Origin of the sequence: Streptomyces sp. P9-A2 (assembly GCF_036634175.1) — a bacterium.
In the GTDB taxonomy this organism is placed as follows: Bacteria; Actinomycetota; Actinomycetes; order Streptomycetales; family Streptomycetaceae; genus Streptomyces; species Streptomyces pratens.
Map to the genome: position 1 here is coordinate 459751 of NZ_JAZIFX010000001.1, position 19091 is coordinate 478841.

General features: G+C 67.1%; 18 protein-coding genes and 4 pseudogenes. 7 read left to right on the forward strand and 15 right to left on the reverse strand.

The features are described from left to right. Positions 1–234: 234 nt before the first annotated feature. The 4 genes from V4Y04_RS02020 (at position 235) to V4Y04_RS02035 (ending at position 2352) form a co-directional block, all read left to right on the forward strand. Positions 235–432 carry a hypothetical protein gene (locus V4Y04_RS02020; protein ID WP_332425394.1) on the forward strand — a complete coding sequence of 66 codons (198 nt, stop codon included), beginning with the start codon at positions 235–237 and terminating at the stop codon, positions 430–432. Then, positions 417–1022 (forward strand): 3'-5' exonuclease, encoded by a 606-nt coding sequence (locus V4Y04_RS02025; RefSeq protein ID WP_332425396.1) that lies wholly within the window; start codon positions 417–419, stop codon positions 1020–1022. The genes V4Y04_RS02020 and V4Y04_RS02025 overlap by 16 nt, the downstream gene beginning before the upstream one ends. Before the next feature lie 390 nt (positions 1023–1412). Continuing rightward, entirely contained in the window at positions 1413–1787 is a 375-nt protein-coding gene (locus V4Y04_RS02030; protein ID WP_332425397.1) for a hypothetical protein, read from the forward strand. A gap of 190 nt (positions 1788–1977) precedes the next feature. After that, entirely contained in the window at positions 1978–2352 is a 375-nt protein-coding gene (locus tag V4Y04_RS02035; RefSeq protein ID WP_055625691.1) for an ArsR/SmtB family transcription factor, read from the forward strand. A gap of 768 nt (positions 2353–3120) precedes the next feature. On the opposite strand, the gene V4Y04_RS02040 is transcribed toward V4Y04_RS02035, so the two are convergent. The 5 genes and pseudogenes from V4Y04_RS02040 to V4Y04_RS02060 form a co-directional block, all read right to left on the reverse strand. After that, positions 3121–3273, reverse strand: coding sequence for a hypothetical protein (locus V4Y04_RS02040; protein ID WP_332425402.1), 153 nt, complete (start codon positions 3271–3273; stop codon positions 3121–3123). A gap of 233 nt (positions 3274–3506) precedes the next feature. Next, positions 3507–3794, reverse strand: a complete 288-nt coding sequence (locus tag V4Y04_RS02045) for an integrase (protein WP_332432676.1) — start codon at positions 3792–3794, stop codon at positions 3507–3509. A gap of 33 nt (positions 3795–3827) precedes the next feature. Then, positions 3828–3950 carry a hypothetical protein gene (locus V4Y04_RS02050; protein WP_332425404.1) on the reverse strand — a complete coding sequence of 41 codons (123 nt, stop codon included), beginning with the start codon at positions 3948–3950 and terminating at the stop codon, positions 3828–3830. Positions 3951–4205: 255 nt separating this feature from the next. After that, a pseudogene (gene trxA, locus V4Y04_RS02055) lies at positions 4206–4530 on the reverse strand (thioredoxin). Positions 4531–4560: 30 nt separating this feature from the next. After that, positions 4561–5039, reverse strand: a pseudogene (locus V4Y04_RS02060) (FAD-dependent oxidoreductase); the annotation flags it as partial. 271 nt (positions 5040–5310) lie between these two features. Here V4Y04_RS02060 and V4Y04_RS02065 point away from each other — a divergent pair. Continuing rightward, entirely contained in the window at positions 5311–6057 is a 747-nt protein-coding gene (locus tag V4Y04_RS02065; RefSeq protein WP_332425406.1) for a DUF4118 domain-containing protein, read from the forward strand. Between the two features lie 344 nt (positions 6058–6401). Here the strand turns inward: V4Y04_RS02065 and kdpC are convergent, their stop codons facing one another. From kdpC to V4Y04_RS02100, 7 genes are all read right to left on the reverse strand, one after another. Continuing rightward, the gene (gene kdpC / locus V4Y04_RS02070) at positions 6402–7031 is read right to left on the reverse strand and encodes a potassium-transporting ATPase subunit KdpC (RefSeq protein WP_332425408.1); all 630 of its coding nucleotides are present in this window, start codon (positions 7029–7031) and stop codon (positions 6402–6404) included. Between the two features lie 35 nt (positions 7032–7066). After that, the gene (gene kdpB / locus V4Y04_RS02075) at positions 7067–9196 is read right to left on the reverse strand and encodes a potassium-transporting ATPase subunit KdpB (RefSeq protein WP_332425410.1); all 2130 of its coding nucleotides are present in this window, start codon (positions 9194–9196) and stop codon (positions 7067–7069) included. Next, positions 9196–10860, reverse strand: a complete 1665-nt coding sequence (gene kdpA / locus V4Y04_RS02080) for a potassium-transporting ATPase subunit KdpA (RefSeq protein WP_332425411.1) — start codon at positions 10858–10860, stop codon at positions 9196–9198. Before kdpA ends, kdpB begins: the two co-directional genes overlap by 1 nt. Before the next feature lie 12 nt (positions 10861–10872). After that, positions 10873–10962: a K(+)-transporting ATPase subunit F gene (gene kdpF / locus V4Y04_RS02085; RefSeq protein ID WP_332425412.1), complete on the reverse strand. Its 90-nt coding sequence runs from the start codon at positions 10960–10962 to the stop codon at positions 10873–10875. Further along, complete coding sequence (locus V4Y04_RS02090; RefSeq protein ID WP_332425414.1) at positions 10959–11114, reverse strand: hypothetical protein; 156 nt, start codon at positions 11112–11114, stop codon at positions 10959–10961. Before V4Y04_RS02090 ends, kdpF begins: the two co-directional genes overlap by 4 nt. A gap of 78 nt (positions 11115–11192) precedes the next feature. Continuing rightward, on the reverse strand, positions 11193–13712 hold the full coding sequence (locus V4Y04_RS02095; RefSeq protein ID WP_332425416.1) for a sensor histidine kinase: 2520 nt from the start codon (positions 13710–13712) through the stop codon (positions 11193–11195). An 824-nt stretch (positions 13713–14536) separates the two neighbouring features. Then, positions 14537–14905 carry a hypothetical protein gene (locus tag V4Y04_RS02100; RefSeq protein WP_332425418.1) on the reverse strand — a complete coding sequence of 123 codons (369 nt, stop codon included), beginning with the start codon at positions 14903–14905 and terminating at the stop codon, positions 14537–14539. Between the two features lie 490 nt (positions 14906–15395). On the opposite strand from V4Y04_RS02100, the gene V4Y04_RS02105 reads away from it, so the two are divergent. Next, positions 15396–16496, forward strand: coding sequence for a tyrosine-type recombinase/integrase (locus V4Y04_RS02105; RefSeq protein ID WP_055606369.1), 1101 nt, complete (start codon positions 15396–15398; stop codon positions 16494–16496). A gap of 34 nt (positions 16497–16530) precedes the next feature. Here V4Y04_RS02105 and V4Y04_RS02110 read toward each other — a convergent pair whose 3' ends face one another. The 3 genes and pseudogenes from V4Y04_RS02110 to V4Y04_RS02115 form a co-directional block, all read right to left on the reverse strand. Then, a complete protein-coding gene (locus V4Y04_RS02110) occupies positions 16531–16743 on the reverse strand; it encodes a helix-turn-helix domain-containing protein (RefSeq protein WP_326751187.1) in 213 nt (70 codons plus the stop codon). Beyond that, positions 16740–17261: a WhiB family transcriptional regulator gene (locus V4Y04_RS37635; RefSeq protein WP_443079933.1), complete on the reverse strand. Its 522-nt coding sequence runs from the start codon at positions 17259–17261 to the stop codon at positions 16740–16742. Before V4Y04_RS37635 ends, V4Y04_RS02110 begins: the two co-directional genes overlap by 4 nt. A gap of 211 nt (positions 17262–17472) precedes the next feature. Beyond that, a pseudogene (locus V4Y04_RS02115) lies at positions 17473–17940 on the reverse strand (IS5 family transposase); the annotation flags it as partial. 242 nt (positions 17941–18182) lie between these two features. Here V4Y04_RS02115 and V4Y04_RS02120 point away from each other — a divergent pair. Then, positions 18183–19070, forward strand: a pseudogene (locus tag V4Y04_RS02120) (IS110 family transposase); the annotation flags it as partial. Positions 19071–19091: the final 21 nt, after the last annotated feature.

Here is a 19091-nt window from a genome sequence, read left to right on the forward strand (position 1 = left end):
CCGACGGCGAGCAGTACATCACCGCGCAGGCCGCCGCCGGCGACGTACTGGAGACCCCCGCGAGCGACTGGAAATACGTGGTGCCCGCCGGATGGGTCACGCCGGCGGACACCTATGAGCGCCGGGTCGGCCGCTCCCGCACGGTCACCGTCGCGCTGTACCGACTCGGCGACGTCCGCGCGCTGCGGGACGTGCCGGGCGTCGACTGGGAAGCCGCCCGCGGTCTGCCCAAGGGTGCCCCCGAGCCCGCTGCGCGAGTACGCCAAGCTCGCCCCGACCCGGGCCGCCGTCGTCCGCGCCTTCGCGCAGGGCCTCGCCGACCGGCACGGCGTGAGGGTGTGGGCGTGGAACAGCCCGTACTCCGGTTGCTGGGAGCTGGACTGGGAGCGGATCGAGGACGCGCCCCCGAGGCGACCGTGCGGCGCGAGCTGACCGCCGATCCGGAGGCCGGTTCCTACGCCGACGAGATCGTGCTGTGCCCCGCCTGGGGGGAGATCACCCGCGAGGCCGGGGAGCTGCTCCGGCCGGGCCGCGCGGCCGTCGTGGACACCGAGACCACCGACCTGTACGGCCGCACGGTCGAGATCGCCGTGCTCGACACGGCCACCGGCAAGAAGCTGCTGGACACCCTGGTCAACCCCGGTGATGCCGAGATCAGCGACGGCGCCCGCTGGGTGCACGGCATCACGGACGAGATGGTCGCCGACGCCCGCCCGTTCGAGAAGATCCTCCCCCGCCTGCGCAAGGTGACCAAGGGCCGGACCATCTGCGCCTACAGCGCCGAGTACGACCGCACCGTCGTACTCAAGGACGTCGAGCGGGCTGGGAAGAAGCCGATGTACCTGGAGCCCTGGGACAACAGGTACTGCCTGATGCAGGCGTACGCGGGCTGGCTCGGTACCCGGCGCTGGCTGCGGCTCGGTGGCGGCCACCGTGCCGCCGGAGACTGCGAGGCCGCCCGGCAGGTTCTGCTCAAGATATCCAAAGGCCGTGGGTTCGAGTTTTCCGAAGGGGGCTCGTAGTCGAACTCGCGCGCGGTGCGTCCATAACGGTACCGGGGCGGGCCCGGGTTCGTCCGGGTCTGTCGAACTGAGGGCCCGGACGAACTCCGTACGAGTGACAGAGGGATGCGGCCACCGCCCGCGCGGTCACCGGCGTCGCGTCGCGGAGGAGAAGGGAAGGGGACAACTCGGCTCGTTCGGCCTGGCCCCCGAACGCCGTGGTGCTGTCATCTCGGGCGGTGCGTCGACGGGCATTTCGTGAGGGCGAATGCTAGGGCACCGGGGGTTGATTCCTGCCAGATTCCCGGTGTTCCCGTAACTCCTGGCGGCGCGTGGGTAACGTCTGCGGTCATCACTCGGCCGGAGTGTGAGGCCAGCCGGGGTCGTCCAGAACTGAGGGAGCGGGTACTGATGCTGACTGTGGAGACGTCTCTGAAGGAGGCGATGACCTCGATCGAGGGGAGCGTGGCGGCCGCGCTGGTCGACTACACGAGCGGTATGGCGCTGGGAACGCTGGGCGGGGGCAAGGACCTCGATCTGACGGTGGCCGCGGCGGGGAACACCGACGTGATCCGGGCGAAAGTCCGCACGATGGAGATGCTGGGCCTGAAGGACGACATCGAGGATGTGCTGATCACCCTCAGCAGCCAGTACCACCTCCTCCGGCTGATCAGGGGCCGCGGAGGCAATGGCCTGTTCCTGTACCTCATCCTGGACAAGGGCCGGGCGAACCTGGCCATGGCCCGGCACCAGCTCAGGCGCATCGAGGCGGAACTGGAGCTGTAGCCGTCCCTTGTTTCCCGGCTCCGCATGCCCACGAGTTGAAAGAGTCTTCAACTCAGCACATCTGAATGTGATCAAGCCAGGGCAGGCCGGGCCGGGAGACGGGAGGATGGCTGGAGCTGGGCACCGAAGATCCGGCAGGTCCAGCTGCCGGTCCTGGAGTGGTCGAACCGTGGGTTGGGAGTGTTGTCGCATGCAGGTGCCGCTGTACCAGGCCAAGGCGGAGTTCTTCCGTATGCTCGGGCATCCCGTCCGGATCCGTGTACTGGAGCTGCTCCAACACGGTCCTGTACCCGTACGCGAACTCCTGAGCGTGATCGAGATCGAACCATCGAACCTCTCCCAGCAACTCGCGGTACTGAGACGGTCCGGCATCGTGATCTCCATCCGTGACGGCTCCACCGTCAGCTACGCCCTCGCCGGCGGCGACGTGGCGGAACTCCTGCGCGCCGCACGGCGCATCCTCACCGAACTCCTGGCCGGACAGAATGAACTCCTCGCCGAACTCCGGCACACCGAAAGCTCGGCGCAGGCGGGGTCTTCGGCTTTTCCCCCTCCGGGGAGATGACCTCTGGCCGCTGGGGGCGTTGAATATGTGGATGCCTTCAGAGCGGACGGATCCGGAACGGCTGGGTGGTCGAGACGACCATGGTTGGGCCTCGTCCCGGCCGCCGGCCGTTACGGAGGCCGGAGAGTTGCTCATCGACCAGATCGTCGCGGCGGTCCAGGCTGGTAATGATCCGGGGCTTGCTGGCGCGGCTCGCCTGGGTTGCCGATGTCGCGGTGCTTCTGCGACTGCGCCGGCGCCTCTACGAGGACGTCCCCGGCTGACCGGGTTCAGAGCCTGGGCCGGCCCCCTTCCGTTCCGGGATCCGGTTCACTCGTATGAGTGCATAGCCGGATCTCCAGCTGACCTGATCCCGCCCGATCCGCTCAGCTGGGCCGCGAAACATTCGGTGAGGGTGGGGAGAAGGAGGTGGGATCAGTGCACGTGATAGGTCCGGTGGGGTGGGTGCTGACCGCGGCTCTGGGCGGCTGCCTCGCCACGGATTGCAGCAGCGTCGGGCGGGCGTCACCCGGCTGCCGCTGCGGCTGGTGACGGGCCACCCCCTACTGACCCTCGCCGGGCTGACCGCCTGGGTCGCTTTCCTGCTGAGCAGGACGCCCACTTCAGCCTGGGCGGCCTCGGCGATCGTCCTGCTGGCCGCCTCGCTCAGGTTCATGATGCTTTTCCGGCCGCGGGCGAGCCGGTCTGGAACCGGACCGGATTCGTCGCACCCTGCCCCCGGCCTGGGGCAGGCCCATGCGGTGTGGCCATGGTCAAGGCGGCCTGCTGTTACATGCGTGGCAGCTCTCCGCACAGGGCCGCGATGCCCCATTCCACGTCCGGGGCGCTCATCTGCTGTTCCAGGGTCACGCGTTCCGGGGTCCGGTAGGAACGGACCAGAGAACCCCCGACCACCAGCGAGCCGGCGATCCCGTCCGCCAATTCTCACAGACTGTGCGGACGTCTCCGGCCCTTGAGGCTCTGGCCTGGCATTACGCGCCTGTCCTGGATTAGCTGGACGCCTCTGGACGGTCTCTACAACCTGTGCCATGTGGGGTCGGTCCGCGCCGGACTGAGCCTCTTGGCCGCGTTGGTCAGCCATCGACGGGATGTGGCCTGCGGTGAGGCAGCCGCTATGCCGGACCTGCCGCGTCCGCTAACAGCGGACGCGGCAGTCACTCAGCGTGCTGACCCGAGAGCCGCAAGCGAACCGACTCACCCGCGTCACCGCAGCTACGCCAGACGCGCCTCTGGAGAGAATTTGGGGAGTTTCGGCCGGCGCACTGATCTCCCTGCTCCCCGAGCAGTCCGTCGATCATCGTGCGCCCCTTGCTCCCGGCCTCCGGCATGAAGTGAGCGTAGTAACCGAGCGTGACGGCCGGCGAGGAGTGCCCGAGCCATCGCGCCAACGTCACCACGGACTCCCCCGCCTCCAACATGATCGAGGCATAGGTGTGCCGCAGTACGTGGAAGCCGTCCTTCGGCGCCGCCTCCCACTACCACTGCTTCGCATCCTTGGCGCGCGGTGGAATGATCCCGGCCTCGGCGAGCGCGGGCTTCCAGGTGCAGGTGTTCCACGTGTTCACGGCGATGGCGTTACTGAAGCGCGTGGTGAGCACGAGGGAGAACTTCCTTGTCGGTCTGTCCGGCCCCGGCTTCCCCCACGGAAGCTCCACCTCCACCGGTGGGAACACCTCAGCATGACGCTTCAGTTCATCTGCCACCGATGAGGGCATGTCGACGGTACGCGTCTTCGCGCCCTTCGGCAGCGTGAAGTACAGCTTCCCGCTGTCACCACCCTCCGCATCTCGGGGGAACCTCAGATGAAGGACCGGCCCCTGCAGGACCGGTCCTTCATCTGTGCGGCTGGAAGCTCAGCCGAGGCAGTCGGCCAGGTCGCGCTCCAGCGCGGCCTTCGGCTCGGGGCCGACGACGAGGGTGCGGGCGGCCTCGCCGCCGACGTAGATGTTCATCGGCGGGATGGACATCACGCCGTACTTCGCGGCGGTCCCCGGATTCTCGTCGATGTTCAGCTTGACGATCTCGGTCTTGTCGCCGTGCTCGGCGGCGATCGCCTCCAGGAAGGGCGAGCTGCCGGCAGGGACCGCACCAGGGCGCCCAGAAGTCGACGAGCACGGGCTTGTCGCTCTTCAGGACGTCCTGGTCGAAGGAGTCGTCGGTGACGTTCTTGAGAGACATGTCTTTCCTCCTGCGCGTGGGGCGGATGCCTCAGACGGCGACGGCCACGGCCTCGGCCGGTGCGAGCACGTCGGCGAGGGCCGCCAGGTACCGCTCGGCGTCCAGCGCGGCCGCGCAGCCGGAGCCGGCGGCGGTGATGGCCTGGCGGTAGGTGTGGTCGACGACGTCGCCCGCGCCGAGGGGGCCTCGACCTTGAGGTAGCCCTCGCCGTCCAGTTCCAGCTGGCCCTTGAACAGCTCGGTCCGAGGGTCGTGGCCGATCACGATGAACAGGCCGGTCGCGGCCACCTCGCGCGTCCGGCCGGTGACGGTGTCGCGCACGCTCAGGCCGGTCAGCATGCCGTTCTCCTCGTGGAGTTCGGCCAGCTCGCTGTCGAACAGGAAGGAGGTCTTGTCGTCGGAGAAGGCGCGGTTCTGCATCACCTGGGAGGCGCGCAAGGTGGACCGGCGGTGCACGATCGTCACGGACCTGGCGAAACGAGTCGGACGTCGGGCTGCGCGGTCACGGCCGGCATGGAGCCCCGACTACCGAGTGGGCGGGGCGTCTGGAGGACCAGAACACCTCGTTCGTCGACCTTCTCACCTCTTCAGGGCTACGACGCCAGGAAGCGGCGGCGTTGCTGACGATCGAGATACCCACGCGGCGCGTGGTCGGTGGCTGGTATTGCAACGAGGACATCGTGCTCGGTTCGAAGCCTGTCATCAAGTTCCTATTAAACGGGACGGGGGGACCACGTGAGCGGCCTCCTCCGCGCTATACCTGAGGTGGAGGTGACCCCTCATGCTGCGGTATCTCACCCGGGGTCAGGTGGCGGTTGCGGCTGCCCTCGCGGTGCCACTGGCCGTGTGTGCGGTGCTGGTGCCCTTCCGGACCGGAATGTCCAACACCAACGCCGCTCTGGTGCTGGTCGTCGCCGTGGTGGCCGTGGCCACTCTGGGCCACCGTGTCGCCGGCGCGCTCACCGCACTGTCCGCGGCGGTGTGGTTCGACTTCTTCCTCACCCGCCCCTACGAAGCGTTCACCGTCACCAAGTCTGCGGACATCGCTACCGCCGTGTTGCTCCTCGTCGTCGGTGTCGCCGTCTCCCAGCTCTCGGCCCGGACGCGAGAGCTGAAGGTGATCGCCATTACCGATGCCGACTACCTGGCACAGATTCACCACACCGCTTGCCTGGCCGAGACCGCCACGAGCCCGCACACGGTGATCGACCATGTGTGCCGACAGCTCGTGGGGCTGCTCGGCCTGAGCGGCTGCCGTTTCGAGTACGGCACCCTCATCGGGCATCCGCCCCGGCTGGAGAAGGACGGAACCATCGTCTGGGGTCGCCGACACTGGGACGCCGACCGTTACGGTCTGCCGGGCGAGGAGCTGGAGCTGCGGGTCTTTCACAACGGACGCTTCTACGGCCGGTTCCTGCTCCAGCCCGCGCCCGGGTCGGCACCCCCACTGGCCGCACGTCTGGTCGCGGTGACCCTGGCCGACCAGGCTGGGGCGGCACTCGACACGGCCGGCCGCGCCCGCGCTTGACGACGCGGGCCCGTCGGCCGAGCCCGTGTCCCCGGCGGCCGGTGTGCCTGCACTGCCGACGCCCAGCCGCGGCCTCGGATCACTCCGCCCGCGCGAGGCGCTATCGAGAACTCGGCACGGATTTCTCGCTGCCACGCAGTCGCGACGGCGAGCACGGCCACAGTCACCGAGAGCGGCACGACGAAGACGCCCCTGGCTCTCATTCCCCGAGCCTGGCACAAGCCATGGCCCTCACAAGGATGGCGAACACGCTGCCCAGCGCTGCGATCCACGCAAGAACAGCCGTGGCTCCACGTCCTTGTGCCCGTTTCGGCCGCCGTCGCGTCGGCAGACGCGCGTTCCGGTCACATCGGTCTGGCCAGGTCGTGGTTGAGTTTGACGACGTTGACGCGTTTCTGCCCCAGGAAACCCAGCACGCGTCCCTGGACGTGCTGTGCGATCAGCGCCCTGACCTTGGCGGGGTCGACATGGCGGGCTCTCGCGATGCGGCCGGCCTGTTCGTAGGCGTACGCCGGGGAGATCGCCGGGTCGAGTCCGGAGCCGCTGGCGGTGACGGCGTCCGCGGGGACGGACGAGGACGGGACCCCGTCGAAGGCGGCGACGGCGGCTCGGCGGCTCTTGATGGTCTTGATCAGGGTGGTGTTGTTCGGGCCGAGGTTGGAGGCGCCGGAGTTCATGGGGTCGTAGCCACCCGCGGACGGGCGGGGCTGGAACCACTTGGGGTCGGGGCGCAGCGGCTCCTGGGCGTCGTGGGGATTCTTCGTGGGCAGGGTGAAGTTCTGGCCGATCAGGCTCGAGGCCACCGGCGTGCCGTTCGTTGTCAGCAGGGAGCCGTTGGCCTGGTGGGACAGGCCGGCCTGGGCGATGACGGTGATGAGCAGCGGGTAGGCGATGCCGGTGATCACGGTGAACGCCAGCAGCATGCGCAGGGCCACCAGATGGTGCTGGAGTACGGGCGGGAGGATGGCGCGCACGGTGAGATCCCTTTCTTCTCTAGTCGGGCTGTCTGTCAGCGCAGGCCGGGGATGAACTGGATGAAGAGGTCGAGCAGTTTGATGCCCAGGAACGGCAGCACCAGGCCGCCGAGCCCGTACATCCAGATGTTGCGGCTGAGCAGGTTCGCGGCGGAGGAGGGCCGGTAGCGCACGCCGCGCAGAGCGAGCGGGATCAGGGCGATGATGATCAGCGCGTTGAAGACGATCGCGGAGGTGATCGCCGAGGTCGGGCTGTGCAGGCGCATGATGTTGAGCTTGTCCAGGCCGGGGTAGACACTCGCGAACATCGCCGGGATGATCGCGAAGTACTTCGCGACGTCGTTGGCGATCGAGAAGGTCGTGAGCGCGCCACGGGTGATCAGCAGTTGTTTGCCGATCTCGACGATCTCGATGAGCTTGGTCGGGTTGGAGTCCAGGTCCACCATGTTCCCGGCCTCCTTGGCGGCCGAGGTACCGGTGTTCATGGCCACGCCGACATCTGCCTGGGCGAGCGCCGGGGCGTCGTTCGTGCCGTCGCCGGTCATCGCGACCAGCTTGCCGCTCTGCTGTTCGCGCCGGATCAGGGCCATCTTGTCCTCGGGGGTGGCCTCGGCGAGGAAGTCGTCCACGCCCGCCTCCTGGGCGATGGCGCGGGCGGTGAGCGGGTTGTCGCCGGTGATCATGATGGTGCGGATGCCCATCCGGCGCAGTTCGTGGAAGCGTTCGCGCATGCCTTCCTTGACGACGTCCTTGAGGTGGATGACGCCCAGGACGCGGGCGACGGGTGGGCCGCCGTGCCGGGTCACCTCGCCGACGACCAGCGGGGTGCCGCCGCTTGCGGAGATGCCATCGACGATGTCACCGACCTCTGCCGTGGGGTGACCGCCGTGGTCACGGACCCAGCGCATCACTGCCGTTGCCGCCCCCTTGCGCAGGGATCGGTTCTCGTGAGGGTCGTTGAGGTCGACACCGCTCATCCGGCTCTGCGCGGTGAAGGGGACGAACTGTGCCTGGGCCAGTTCTCCTTCACTACGGCCGCGTAGCGCGTGCTGCTGCTTGGCGAGGACGACGATCGAGCGGCCCTCGGGCGTCTCGTCGGCGATCGACGACAGCTGGGAGGCGTCCGCGAGTTCCTCGACGCCCACCCCGTCCACGGGCAGGAACTCGGCGGCCTGGCGGTTGCCGAGGGTGATGGTGCCCGTCTTGTCGAGCAGGAGGGTGTTGACGTCGCCCGCGGCCTCCACCGCGCGTCCGGACATCGCCAGCACGTTGCGCTGCACCAGCCGGTCCATGCCCGCGATGCCGATCGCCGACAGCAACGCTCCGATCGTCGTGGGGATCAAGGCCACGACGAGGGCGACGAGGATGACGATGGTCTGCTCGGCCCCCGCGAAGAGGGCGAAGGGCTGCAGGGTCACCACCGCGATCAGGAAGACGATCGTGAGGGAGGCCAGCAGGATGTTGAGTGCGATCTCGTTCGGCGTCTTCTGCCGCGCGGCGCCTTCCACGAGTGCGATCATCCGGTCGATGAAGGTCTCCCCCGGCTTTGAGGTGATCTTCACGACGATCCGGTCCGAGAGCACCTTCGTGCCGCCCGTGACGGCCGACCGGTCTCCGCCCGACTCGCGGATCACCGGCGCCGACTCGCCCGTGATGGCCGACTCGTCGACGCTCGCGATGCCCTCGACCACATCCCCGTCGCCGGGGATGATCTGCCCGGCCTCGACGACGACGTGATCGCCCACGCGGAGGGCGACGCCCGGGACCTCCTCCTCCGCGGTGCCGGTCGCGCCCGGCCTCCAGTCGATGAGACGGCGGGCCGTCGCCATCGTCTTGGTGCGGCGCAGAGTCTCCGCCTGGGCCTTGCCTCGTCCCTCGGCCACGGCTTCGGCGAGATTGGCGAAGAGGGACGTCAGCCAGAGCCACGCCGTGATCACCCAGGCGAAGACACTGGGTGTCCTGATGGCCGACAGCATGGTCAGGACCGCTCCGACCTCCACCACGAACATCACGGGGTTGTGGAACATCGAGCGCGGATCCAGCTTGCGCAGCGCATCGGGAAACGCCACCAGAAGCTGCTTGGGATCGAGCAGTCCGCCCGAGATCCGTTGCTGCGGACGCCCGCCGCGCGGCGGGACGGGAGCGGGAGCGGCGGTCGTGGTCATCAGTGCAGACCCTCCGCGAGAGGGCCGAGCGCGAGGGCGGGGAAGTACGTCAGGCCGACGACGATGAGGATGACCCCGGTCAACAGCCCGACGAACTGCGGCCGGTGCGTGGGCAGGGTGCCCGCGGTGACCGGAACGTGCTGCTGCCCGGCGAGCGAGCCGGCGAGTGCCAGGACGAACACCATCGGCAGGAACCGGCCGACGAGCATCACCACGCCGAGCGCGGTGTTGTACCAGACGGTGTTCACGCTCAGCCCCGCGAACGCCGAGCCGTTGTTGTTCGCGGCCGACGCGAAGGCGTACAGGACCTCGGAGAAGCCGTGTGGCCCGGAGTTGAGCATGGCGGCTCTCTCACCCGGGAACGCCATCGCCAGGCCTGCGCCGGTCAGCGCGAGCGCCGGTGTGGTCAGGATGTAGAGCGAAGCGAACTTCATCTCCCGGCCCCGGAGTTTCTTGCCCAGGTACTCGGGCGTACGGCCGACCATCAGGCCGGCGACGAAGACCGTGATGAGCGCGAGGATCAGGATCCCGTAGAGCCCGGAACCGGTGCCGCCGGGCGCGATCTCCCCCAGCATCATGTTGAAGATCAGCATTCCGCCGCCGCCCGGCGTGTAAGAGTCGTGGAAGGAGTTGACCGCTCCGCACGACGTGAGGGTGGTGGACACGGCGAACAGCGCCGAGGCCCAGATCCCGAACCGTGTCTCCTTGCCCTCCGTCATGGCGCCGGCCGCGTGACCGGCCGCGCTGCTGACGCTGTGCAGCTCGTTGGCGGTCACGATGGCGACCGAGGCACCCCAGATCAACGCCATCACGGCGACGATCGCGTAGCCCTGGCGGTTGTCGCCGACCATCGTCCCGAAAGTCCGCGGCAGCGAGAACGCGATGACCAGCATGAGGTAGATCTGGATCAGATTGGTCAAGGCGTTGGGGTTCTCGAAGGGGTGTGCGGAGTTCGCGTTGTAGAAACCACCGCCGTTGGTTCCCAGCTGTTTGATGGCCTCCTGGGAGGCGACCGGCCCGCCGGGCAGGCGCTGCTGCCCGCCCGCGATGGTGGTGATGTCGTGGAATCCGTGGAAATTCTGGACGACCCCGGAGGCCACCAGAACGATCGCGAAAACGAACGCACAGGGCAGCAGAACGCGCAGCACGATCCGTGTCAGGTCCACCCAGAAGTTCCCGACTTGATCGGTCTTCTTCCTGGTGAATCCGCGGATCAGTGCGGCGACGACGGCGATGCCCACGGCAGCGGAGACGAAGTTCTGTACGGCGAGGCCCGCCATCTGGACCAGATGCCCCATGGTCGACTCGCCGGAGTACGACTGCCAGTTGGTGTTGGTGACGAAGGATGCCGCGGTGTTGAAGGACTGGTCCGTGGTGACCGGCTTCATCCCCAGCGACAGCGGGAGATGGTTCTGCAGACGCAGGAACGCGTACAGGAACAGTACCGACACCGCGGAGAAGGCCAGGAGGCTGCGCAGATAGGCCGGCCACGTCTGATCGATGCCGGCGTTCACTCCGCCTGCCCGGTAGACCAGGTGTTCAGCCCGCCCATGGCGATCGGTGGTCAGGACCCGGGCCGTGTAATCACCCAGCGGCCGATACGAAAGACCGAGCGCGGCCACCAGGGCGAGCACCTGGAGCCAGCCCGCGAGGGTGTCGTTCATCGGGGCTGTCTCCTAGAACCTCTCGGGGAAGACCAGGCAGACGACCAGATAGATCACGAGGCACACGGCAACGATCAGACCAACGATGTTTTCCAGGCTCACAGACGCCCGACCCCCTTGGCAGCCAGCCCGATGAGGGCGAACACCACAACGGTGAGGCCGATGAACGCGACGTCGGACATGTGCCAGGCACCCCGCAGAGTCATCAGGGGCGGGACTGTTCGGCCCTCCCGGTCGGTATGGAGATGAGTCATTTCTGACGCTATATCAGCTTCCTTTGTGAGTACGCTGACGCTCCGCGGGCCGATCGGGTGACGGTCGACCGCGGGGATTCACTCGGCGCGGCCGGATGTCGCGTTGCCGCCGGGCGCGGCGCTCGGCAGTGTGAGCGTCACCGAGAAGGCGGCCCCCTCGGCGGCCGTCTCCAGGGACCCGTCCATGGCCTCGGCCAGGTCGCGTGACAGTCGCAGAGCCAGACTGTCACCCCTGCTCCCCGATGCCCGGGTGGCGGTGATGTCCGGTTCCGGGCCCCGCCCCGGCATCCCGTCCTCCACCCGGATCTCCAGGCGGTCGCCGCGGACCTCGGCGGTGAAGACGGGGGGCCGGTCCGGCAGGCTGTGCCGCAGCGCGTCGGCCCCGAGGGCGGTCAGGGCGCGGGTGAGGAGGGCAGCGTCGGCGATCACGTCGGGCAGTTGTTCCGGCAGGCGCAGAACGATCGGGTGGCCCCCGGGCCCGAGGTCGTCCAGGGCGGCGCCCAGCGCCTCGTTGAGGTCGACCGGGCGGAGATACAGATCGAGGGCTCCGGCATGCAGACGGCTCAGGTCATCGAGATCGGTGACCAACTGCGCCGCGCGGTGCACGGCCGCGCGGGCAGTATCCAAAAGCTGTGCCTCTTCCGGAGCCGGCTCGCCGACACGCCGACGCCCCAAGCGCAGGAGCGACTCCTCGGCAGTGTGCAGCGGAGCACGCAAGTCCCGGCCCGCCGCCAGAAGCAGAGATGCCCGGGTGCGCTCGGCGTCGGCGAGAAGGTCCGTGCCACTGGAAGGCCCGGCGATCCGCCCCCTGGCATGAGCCGGCCCCAGCTCGGCGGCGCATGCGGCGAGAACGCGACGGTCCTCCATGCTCAGTGCCGAGCCGCGGGCGACGAGCGTGAGACGGTCGTCGACCGGGCTCTCCACATCCGCCTCACCCGGTCCTTCCGGCGGCCGTTCCCCGGAGCTGGCGACCACGTACCAGCGGGGCACGAAAGATGCTTCCGAATTTCTCTCCAGCAGGCTGATCGAGACCAGGCCGAAAGACTCCCGGATCTGCTCGAGCAGCGCCGGCAGGTCCTGGCCACGCATTACGGCGGCAGCCAGGCGGCTCAGCACCCGCGCCTCCGATGTCACGCGCACGGCCTGGTGCGTACGTTGCGCAGCCGCTCCCGCAGCAGTGCCGACGAGAGCCGCCGTGGCGACGAAGACCACGAGAGCAGTGACCTCGTCGGCGCGCTCCACGGCCAGCGAATGCACCGGTGCGGTGAAGTAGTAATCGGCGAGCAGCGCCGCCGCGACGGCGGCGAACAGAGCGGGGTAGAGCCCACCGACCAGGGCGACCACCACGACGGCGAGGAGAAAGACCACCAGGTCGCTGGAGAGACCGAGGTGGTCCCGCAGGGCGATCAGCAGGAGCGTCAGCAGGGGCAGCAGCACCACGGTGCCGGCCAGCGCGGACCAGTACCGCCGTGGGCCCATGCCGAGAATGGGATGCGAAAGCCTGAGCGCAGCCGAGTCGGCCGCCTCCTCATGCGTGACGATGTGCACGTCGATGCGGCCGGACCCCTTGATCGTCCGCTCGCCCGCGCCTGCTCTCAGGAAGGAGGCGAGACGGCCGCGCCGGCTCGCGCCCAGCACGATCTGAGTGACGTTCTCCGCCTCGGCGAACTGGAGCATGGCATCGACAACGTCCCCGCCCGTGGTCTGGTGGTAGCTGCCGCCGAGCGACTCCAGAAGCAGGCGCTGGGCATCCAGCACCGCCGGATCGATGCCGGTGAGCCCATCCTCCGGGACAACATGGAGTGCCAGCAATTCGGCGCCGGGGGTACGAGCGCTGATCCGCGCTGCGCGCCTGATGAGGGTCTCGCCCTCCGCACCACCGCTCAGGGCCACCAGGATCCGCTCCCGGGTCTCCCAGGGGGCAGAGATGCCGTGTTCGGCGCGGTAGCGCTGCAGACCCTCCTCCACTCGGTCGGCGAGCCACAACAGGGCCAGTTCGCGCAGTGCGGTGAGGTTGCCGACCCTGAAGTAGTGGGTGAGGGCGGATTCGATGCGGTCCGGTGGGTAGATGTCGCCATGCACCATGCGGCGACGCAGCACCTCGGGCGGCAGGTCCACCAGTTCGATCTGGTCGGCATGGCGCGCCACCTCGTCGGGCAGAGTCTCCCGCTGCCTGACCCCGGTGATCTGCCGGATCACGTCATTGAGGGATTCCAGGTGCTGGACGTTGAGCGTGGTGACGACATCGATGCCGGCGTCCAGGCACTCCTCGACGTCCTGCCACCGCTTGGCGGTGCGGGCCCCCGGAACGTTGCTGTGGGCCAGCTCGTCGACCAGCACGACCTGAGGACGGCGGGCCAGCACCGCGTCGAGATCCATCTCGGTGAAGGCCGCACCACGATGGATCAGAGTGCACCGGGGGATCGTCTCCAGCCCGTCAGCCATGGCAGCGGTCGGCCGACGCCCATGGGGCTCGACGAAGCCCACGACGACATCCGCGCCCAGCGACCGCAGCCGCTGCCCCTCCACGAGCATCGCATACGTCTTCCCGACCCCGGGGGCGGCCCCGAGGTAGATCCGCAACCGTCCACGTGCCACCGGCGAACTCCTGCCAGACACCCCATGCCGTGCTCGCCCCCTACTATGGTGCGCCACTCGGGGCCCCTGCACTCGACGGCACCGGCCCTCAAGCCCGCAACGGCACCCTCACGGCCCATCGGGTCCAGCCTGCAAGGCCCGCCGCTGAACGGCGCATGAGGGTGAAGGGAGCCCTCGATGTGGACCCTGCTCCCCCTCTCCTTACTCCGGTGAGCGTGCCGAACGAGCCGACCCTATGCACAACGCACTCCGCCCTGCCTCAGCCATGACAACGGCGGAGCTGGAGGCCGTGGCCGTGGCGTCCTCCCCACCTGCGTGAGGGTGTTCCGTTTTTGGTCTCCGTCGTGAACGTCTCCTCAGCGTCCTCCTATAGCAGTCACTGAGCGTTCTCACTACAGTGCTGACTCCGGGCTCAGCGGGGTCTTCGGCAATGGCACTCTCTGGGGAGAACCTGGAGAGAATCTGCCCTGCTGGGGAGCGCGTGGGGAGGATCGACTGCGCAACACGGCATGATGCCGAAAGACGCTGAAAGACTCATCCACGCAGGTCAGCTACGCTTCTGACCGCATCGTCGCAGGTCCGCGCCCCTAGGTGGACAACTTCACGACGAAATCCTCCAGGATTGGATCCCGCGCAGGTCCCGCACTGGCTGGCAAGTCATCGTCTGCCGATGAGGAGCCCGCTGATCTCCAAGTAGGCGTGACGCCTGGCCGGCACTCTCCGGCGGCCTCACCTTCGGCAACAGACAAGCCCGCGTGGTTCCCCCGAATCCAAGATCCGGCCCAGTCGTGGGCCAAGGCACTGCCGGCTTCCCAGGTCCATCTTCATTCCTGCAGGTCCCGGACGAGTACATGATTGAGCCGGCGTAGCGCGTTCGGCCGGTTCGGCCCCTCGTTGAGGGCGTCAGCAGGACTCATCAGGTAGTCGATGAGCCTGCAGAAGGGCTCCGGGGGCTGAGCAGGACCGCCGTGCGGCTCGGCCGGCATCGCTTCAAGGACGTCGGCCATCCAACGGTGCCGGCGCGAGCCGTCGTGCACCCAGTCCGTGCCGAGCTCGGCGAAGAACTCGGTGGTATACGTGCTGGTTCGGTAAGGGAAGCACTTCGGTTCCGATGAGCTGTCGGGATCGTCGGAGCCGAGGTTTCCGCACACCAGGTCACCGAGAGATTCGAGCGTTCCCTTCCTGGACTTCACGACAGAGCCCCTCCCCGTCACCGCCGCGTCTCGGCCACGCATGCCCCGCCCTTATGCCGGCCCGCCGCACGGCGAAGGCTGCAGACCGTCCCACCTTCTGGGCGCACCTGGGCGCCCGTGTACGTGACCTTCGCTCCCGCAAGGTCAATAATTCAGACAAGAGGACTTCAGCCGGCCCGCAACCAACCACCCAGCAGATCTGACGGCCCGTCACCAAAGTCAGCTTTAAGTCAGCATCAGTACCGCCACAGCCCGCTTCCGGCCGCTACGGACCGCCAGGACCGAGAACTTCCCCTACCTGCTCTGACCAGCAAAAACGCAGGTCGAAGACCCACCTGCCAAGCCCTCTAGGAGGTACCCGTGAAGATGTTGATCAACGTCTCGTAGTTTGGCGCGGCCGCAGGTCAGACCCATGCTGAGAGGCCCATGGTCAGCAAACTCCCAGCATGAGTCAGGAGACCTGTACTTGGCGCCCCAGCTCGTACGCGGAATGGGCAGCTTCTTCAAGAGCTGCGCCTGCGTCCGCCAGAACCGTTGCTCTCACCCCTATTCCATTCGCTACCGGGACGCTTCCGGCTGCCAGCGCGAGGAGACGGGGCATGCGACACAACAGGCGGCACTGGACCGACTGACCAAGGTCTACAAAGAGAAGCGGAGTACTCCACGCGCCCAGGCCGACCTCAAACGTGAGATCGGAAAGCAGCGCTTCGGGGAATACTCCTCCACCTGGCTCACCAGGCAACGTCACTACGCCCCTGGCAGTGTCCGCGCGGTCAGGCAGGTCCTCAACAGCCAGATTCTCCCGGTGCTCGAGTCACGGCGGATGAAAACGTTCACGGCGACGGTCGTCGACGACTTCATCATGTCGATGGAGGAACGTTCCGTCGGACTGGCCGCCCAACAGAACGCCTTCGACACCCTCAAAAAGATCCTTCTCGACGCACGCCGTCGCGGCGGGATCACCGAGGACCCGTTCGAGGGTGTCATCCCGCCCGAGTACACACCCCGCAAGATTGATATCCCGTCGCTGGACGAGATACACGAGCTGAAGTCCGCCAGCAGCGACGGGCTACGGCTCGTCATCGATCTCATGTCCGGCTGCGGTCTCCGCAACGGAGAAGCATTTGCCGCGAATCTGGAACGGATGGTCGCGGACGACGTCTACCGCATCACCGAACAAATCGAGGGAAAGATGCGAAGACGGGCACCGTTGAAACACCGCAAGTTCGGAGAGTTCCGCGAAACCCCGATGCCGTGGGCCGTGCGGGAGTCCCTCCTCCGCTACGAGAAGGAGCACGGCACCGACGCAAACGGATACCTGCTCCGGACCCAGCGTTCTCCATACTGGGCTCACACGACACTTGAATACCAGTGGGGCGCCGCCAAGAAGCGGGCGGGCGTCACCAGGAGGCTCACTACCTACTCCTTGCGTCATTTTTTCGCCTCGAACTGTCTGACCAAGGGAATACCCATTACAGACGTGGCGGAATGGATGGGGCACAGGAACATCAACATGACCTTCAAGATCTACCGGCATCTCATGCCGGCGTCGATCGGACGGGCCGCGAAGCTCCTGAACGAGGGTTTGTAAAACGGAAGGGGGCCGGGATGATTCCCGGCCCCCTTCAGGTGACCTTCTGCTGCTGGGCCCACTTGTCCAGATCAATGATCTTGAACCTGAGTTTTCCGCCGAAGTAGTACCGCGGCAGCCCATGCCGCCTGGATTCCCGGTACATCCAGCGCCGACTCACGGCGAGGTATGCCGCTGCTTCATCGACTCCCAGATACCGGCTCATCCGCTCGCCGCATGCTCCGTGCATCGAATCGGTTCGGCTCATACTGAGGTCACCTCGCACGTAGCCTGCGCAGCGCTCGAAGCCCTCGAGCGGGCATTGGCACGACGCTCTTGTCGGAGGAGCTTCTTCACATGCGCCTCCGAAACCTTGAGAACCCTGGCCAGTTGTGGAATCGACGTCCTGGACTCAGCAGCCCATCGGATCAACTCTTGCCTCTCTGGCTGGGTGAGATACACGTCCCTCCCGGCCAGCGCTGCCGCAACCCTGACGGGATCACACCTCAGCTCGAAGCGATGCCGGATGGCTCTGCGTTCCTCTTCCGTCAGGCCACCTCGTATACCGGCAGCGTCGCCACATTCCAAAGCAGCTTCAAGACATGCCTCCCTGACTGCACAGGACGAGCAGATCCCTTTGGCAAGGTGGAGGCGCTGCTCATCCGCGAGCGTTCCGGGGAAGAAAAGATCAGGGTCCTTCATTGCCTCAGCGGCTACGGCACATGCCGCCCTCGCCTGCCAGGTCTGGTCTCCTCTGATCCGGGGAGCAGGGTGTCCTTCGCACATCACTGACGCTTCCTGTTCGATGCCTGCACTGAGCTTGTGGGCCTCATATGGCCAACAGAGGTACAAGCATCCGGACGATCGCCGGTTTCCCTAACCGGCGATCGTCGGCTATATTTTCGCCCTTGTCGTATCGTTGGCACCCTTGGTTACTGACGGTTCTGTACGGTGAGTGGCGTAACTCCCATCCAGGGTCCGTCAGTTAGACCGTGTCCTATGTGGTGAGGCGGACGAGTCGCTTGTAGCAGCACAACGCGGCGGCCAGGCCGGGAAAGGCCAGGTAGTTACGGGGGTGGCGTTCGTAGCGGTGGTTGAGCCGGCGGTAGCCGGTCAGCCAGGACATGGTCCGCTCGATGACCCATCGGCGGCGCCCCAACCGTTCACTGGACTCGATGCCCTTGCGGGCGATGCGCACGCCGATCCGCTTGCCTCGCAGCCATTTCCGCAGGTGGGGGACGTCGTACGCCTTGTCGGCATGCAGGCGCTGGGGCTTGAAGTACCGGCCGCGGTAGGGGTCGTGTCTCGTTTGGTGACCGGCGATCATGGGCTTCAGCGCTTGGCTGTCGTGGGTGTTGGCGGCGGAGAGGCCGACGAGGAGGGGCAGCCCGTTCACGTCCGACAGAACGTGCATCTTGGAACCCGGCTTGCCCCGGTCCACGGGGCTCGAGCCGGTGAGTTCGCCCCGTTACCGTTTTCGTGGCCCCGCAATGGGGTTCCCGGTCTCCGGGTCCGGCATGACTTGAGCCCCTTGTCGATCATGGTCGAAAAAGTGGTGTCACCGGGTCGGGAGGCATTGGCAGACCGCTGATCAGGGGCATGACCGCTCGCCGCGCTCGTCGAGGTAAAGCAGGCCTTCGTAACGTGGATGCCGGCACGCTGATGCCGCAGACGAGGCCGGGAAGAGTGTCTGCTGGGGAGGGGTAAGTGAGCGACAAGGGTGAGATCGATGTGTACCTCGGTCTGGACGTCGGCAAGAGTGAGCATCACGGCACCGCACTGACACAAGCGGGCAAGAAAGTGTTCGACAAGGCGCTGCCCAACAGTGAACCGCGGTTGCGTGAGCTGTTCGAGAAGCTGCAGGCCAGGCACGGAACAGTGCTGGTTGTGGTGGACCAGCCAGCCTCGATCGGCGCCCTGCCGCTGGCCGTTGCCCGCGACGCCGGCTGTCGTGTCGCTTATCTGCCGGGACTGACGATGCGGCGGATCGCCGACCTCTACCCCGGCAAGTCGAAGACCGACGCCCGCGACGCTGCGGTCATCGCCGATGCCGCCCGCACCATGCCGCACACTCTGCGCGACCTGGCGCCGGACGACGAGACCATCGCCGAGCTGAACATGCTCGTGGGCTTCGACGACGACCTGGCCGGCGAGGTCACCCGCACCAAGAACCGTCTGCGCGGGCTGCTGACCCAGATCCATCCCTCACTCGAGCGGGTCCTGGGTCCTCGCCTGGATCACCCGGCAGTCCTGTTCCTCCTCGAACGCTACGGCTCACCAGCACAGTTACGGAAAGCCGACAGGCGACGGCTGGTATCCATGCTGAAGCCCAGGGCACCGCGCTTGGCGGATCGACTCGTCGCGGACATCTTCGACGCGCTCGACGAGCAGAGCGTCCTCGTGCCCGGCACCGACGCTGCGGCGCTGATCGTCCCCAGCCTGGCCGCCTCGCTCACCGCCGTGCTTGACCAGCGCAAACTCCTTGCCGTCAGAATCGAGGAACTGCTGGAGGCGCACCCTCTTTCGCAGGTCCTGACCTCCATGCCCGGCATCGGGGTCAGGACCGCAGCCCGCATCCTTATCGACGTCGGTGACGCCCTCTCTGTCAGCCTTGGG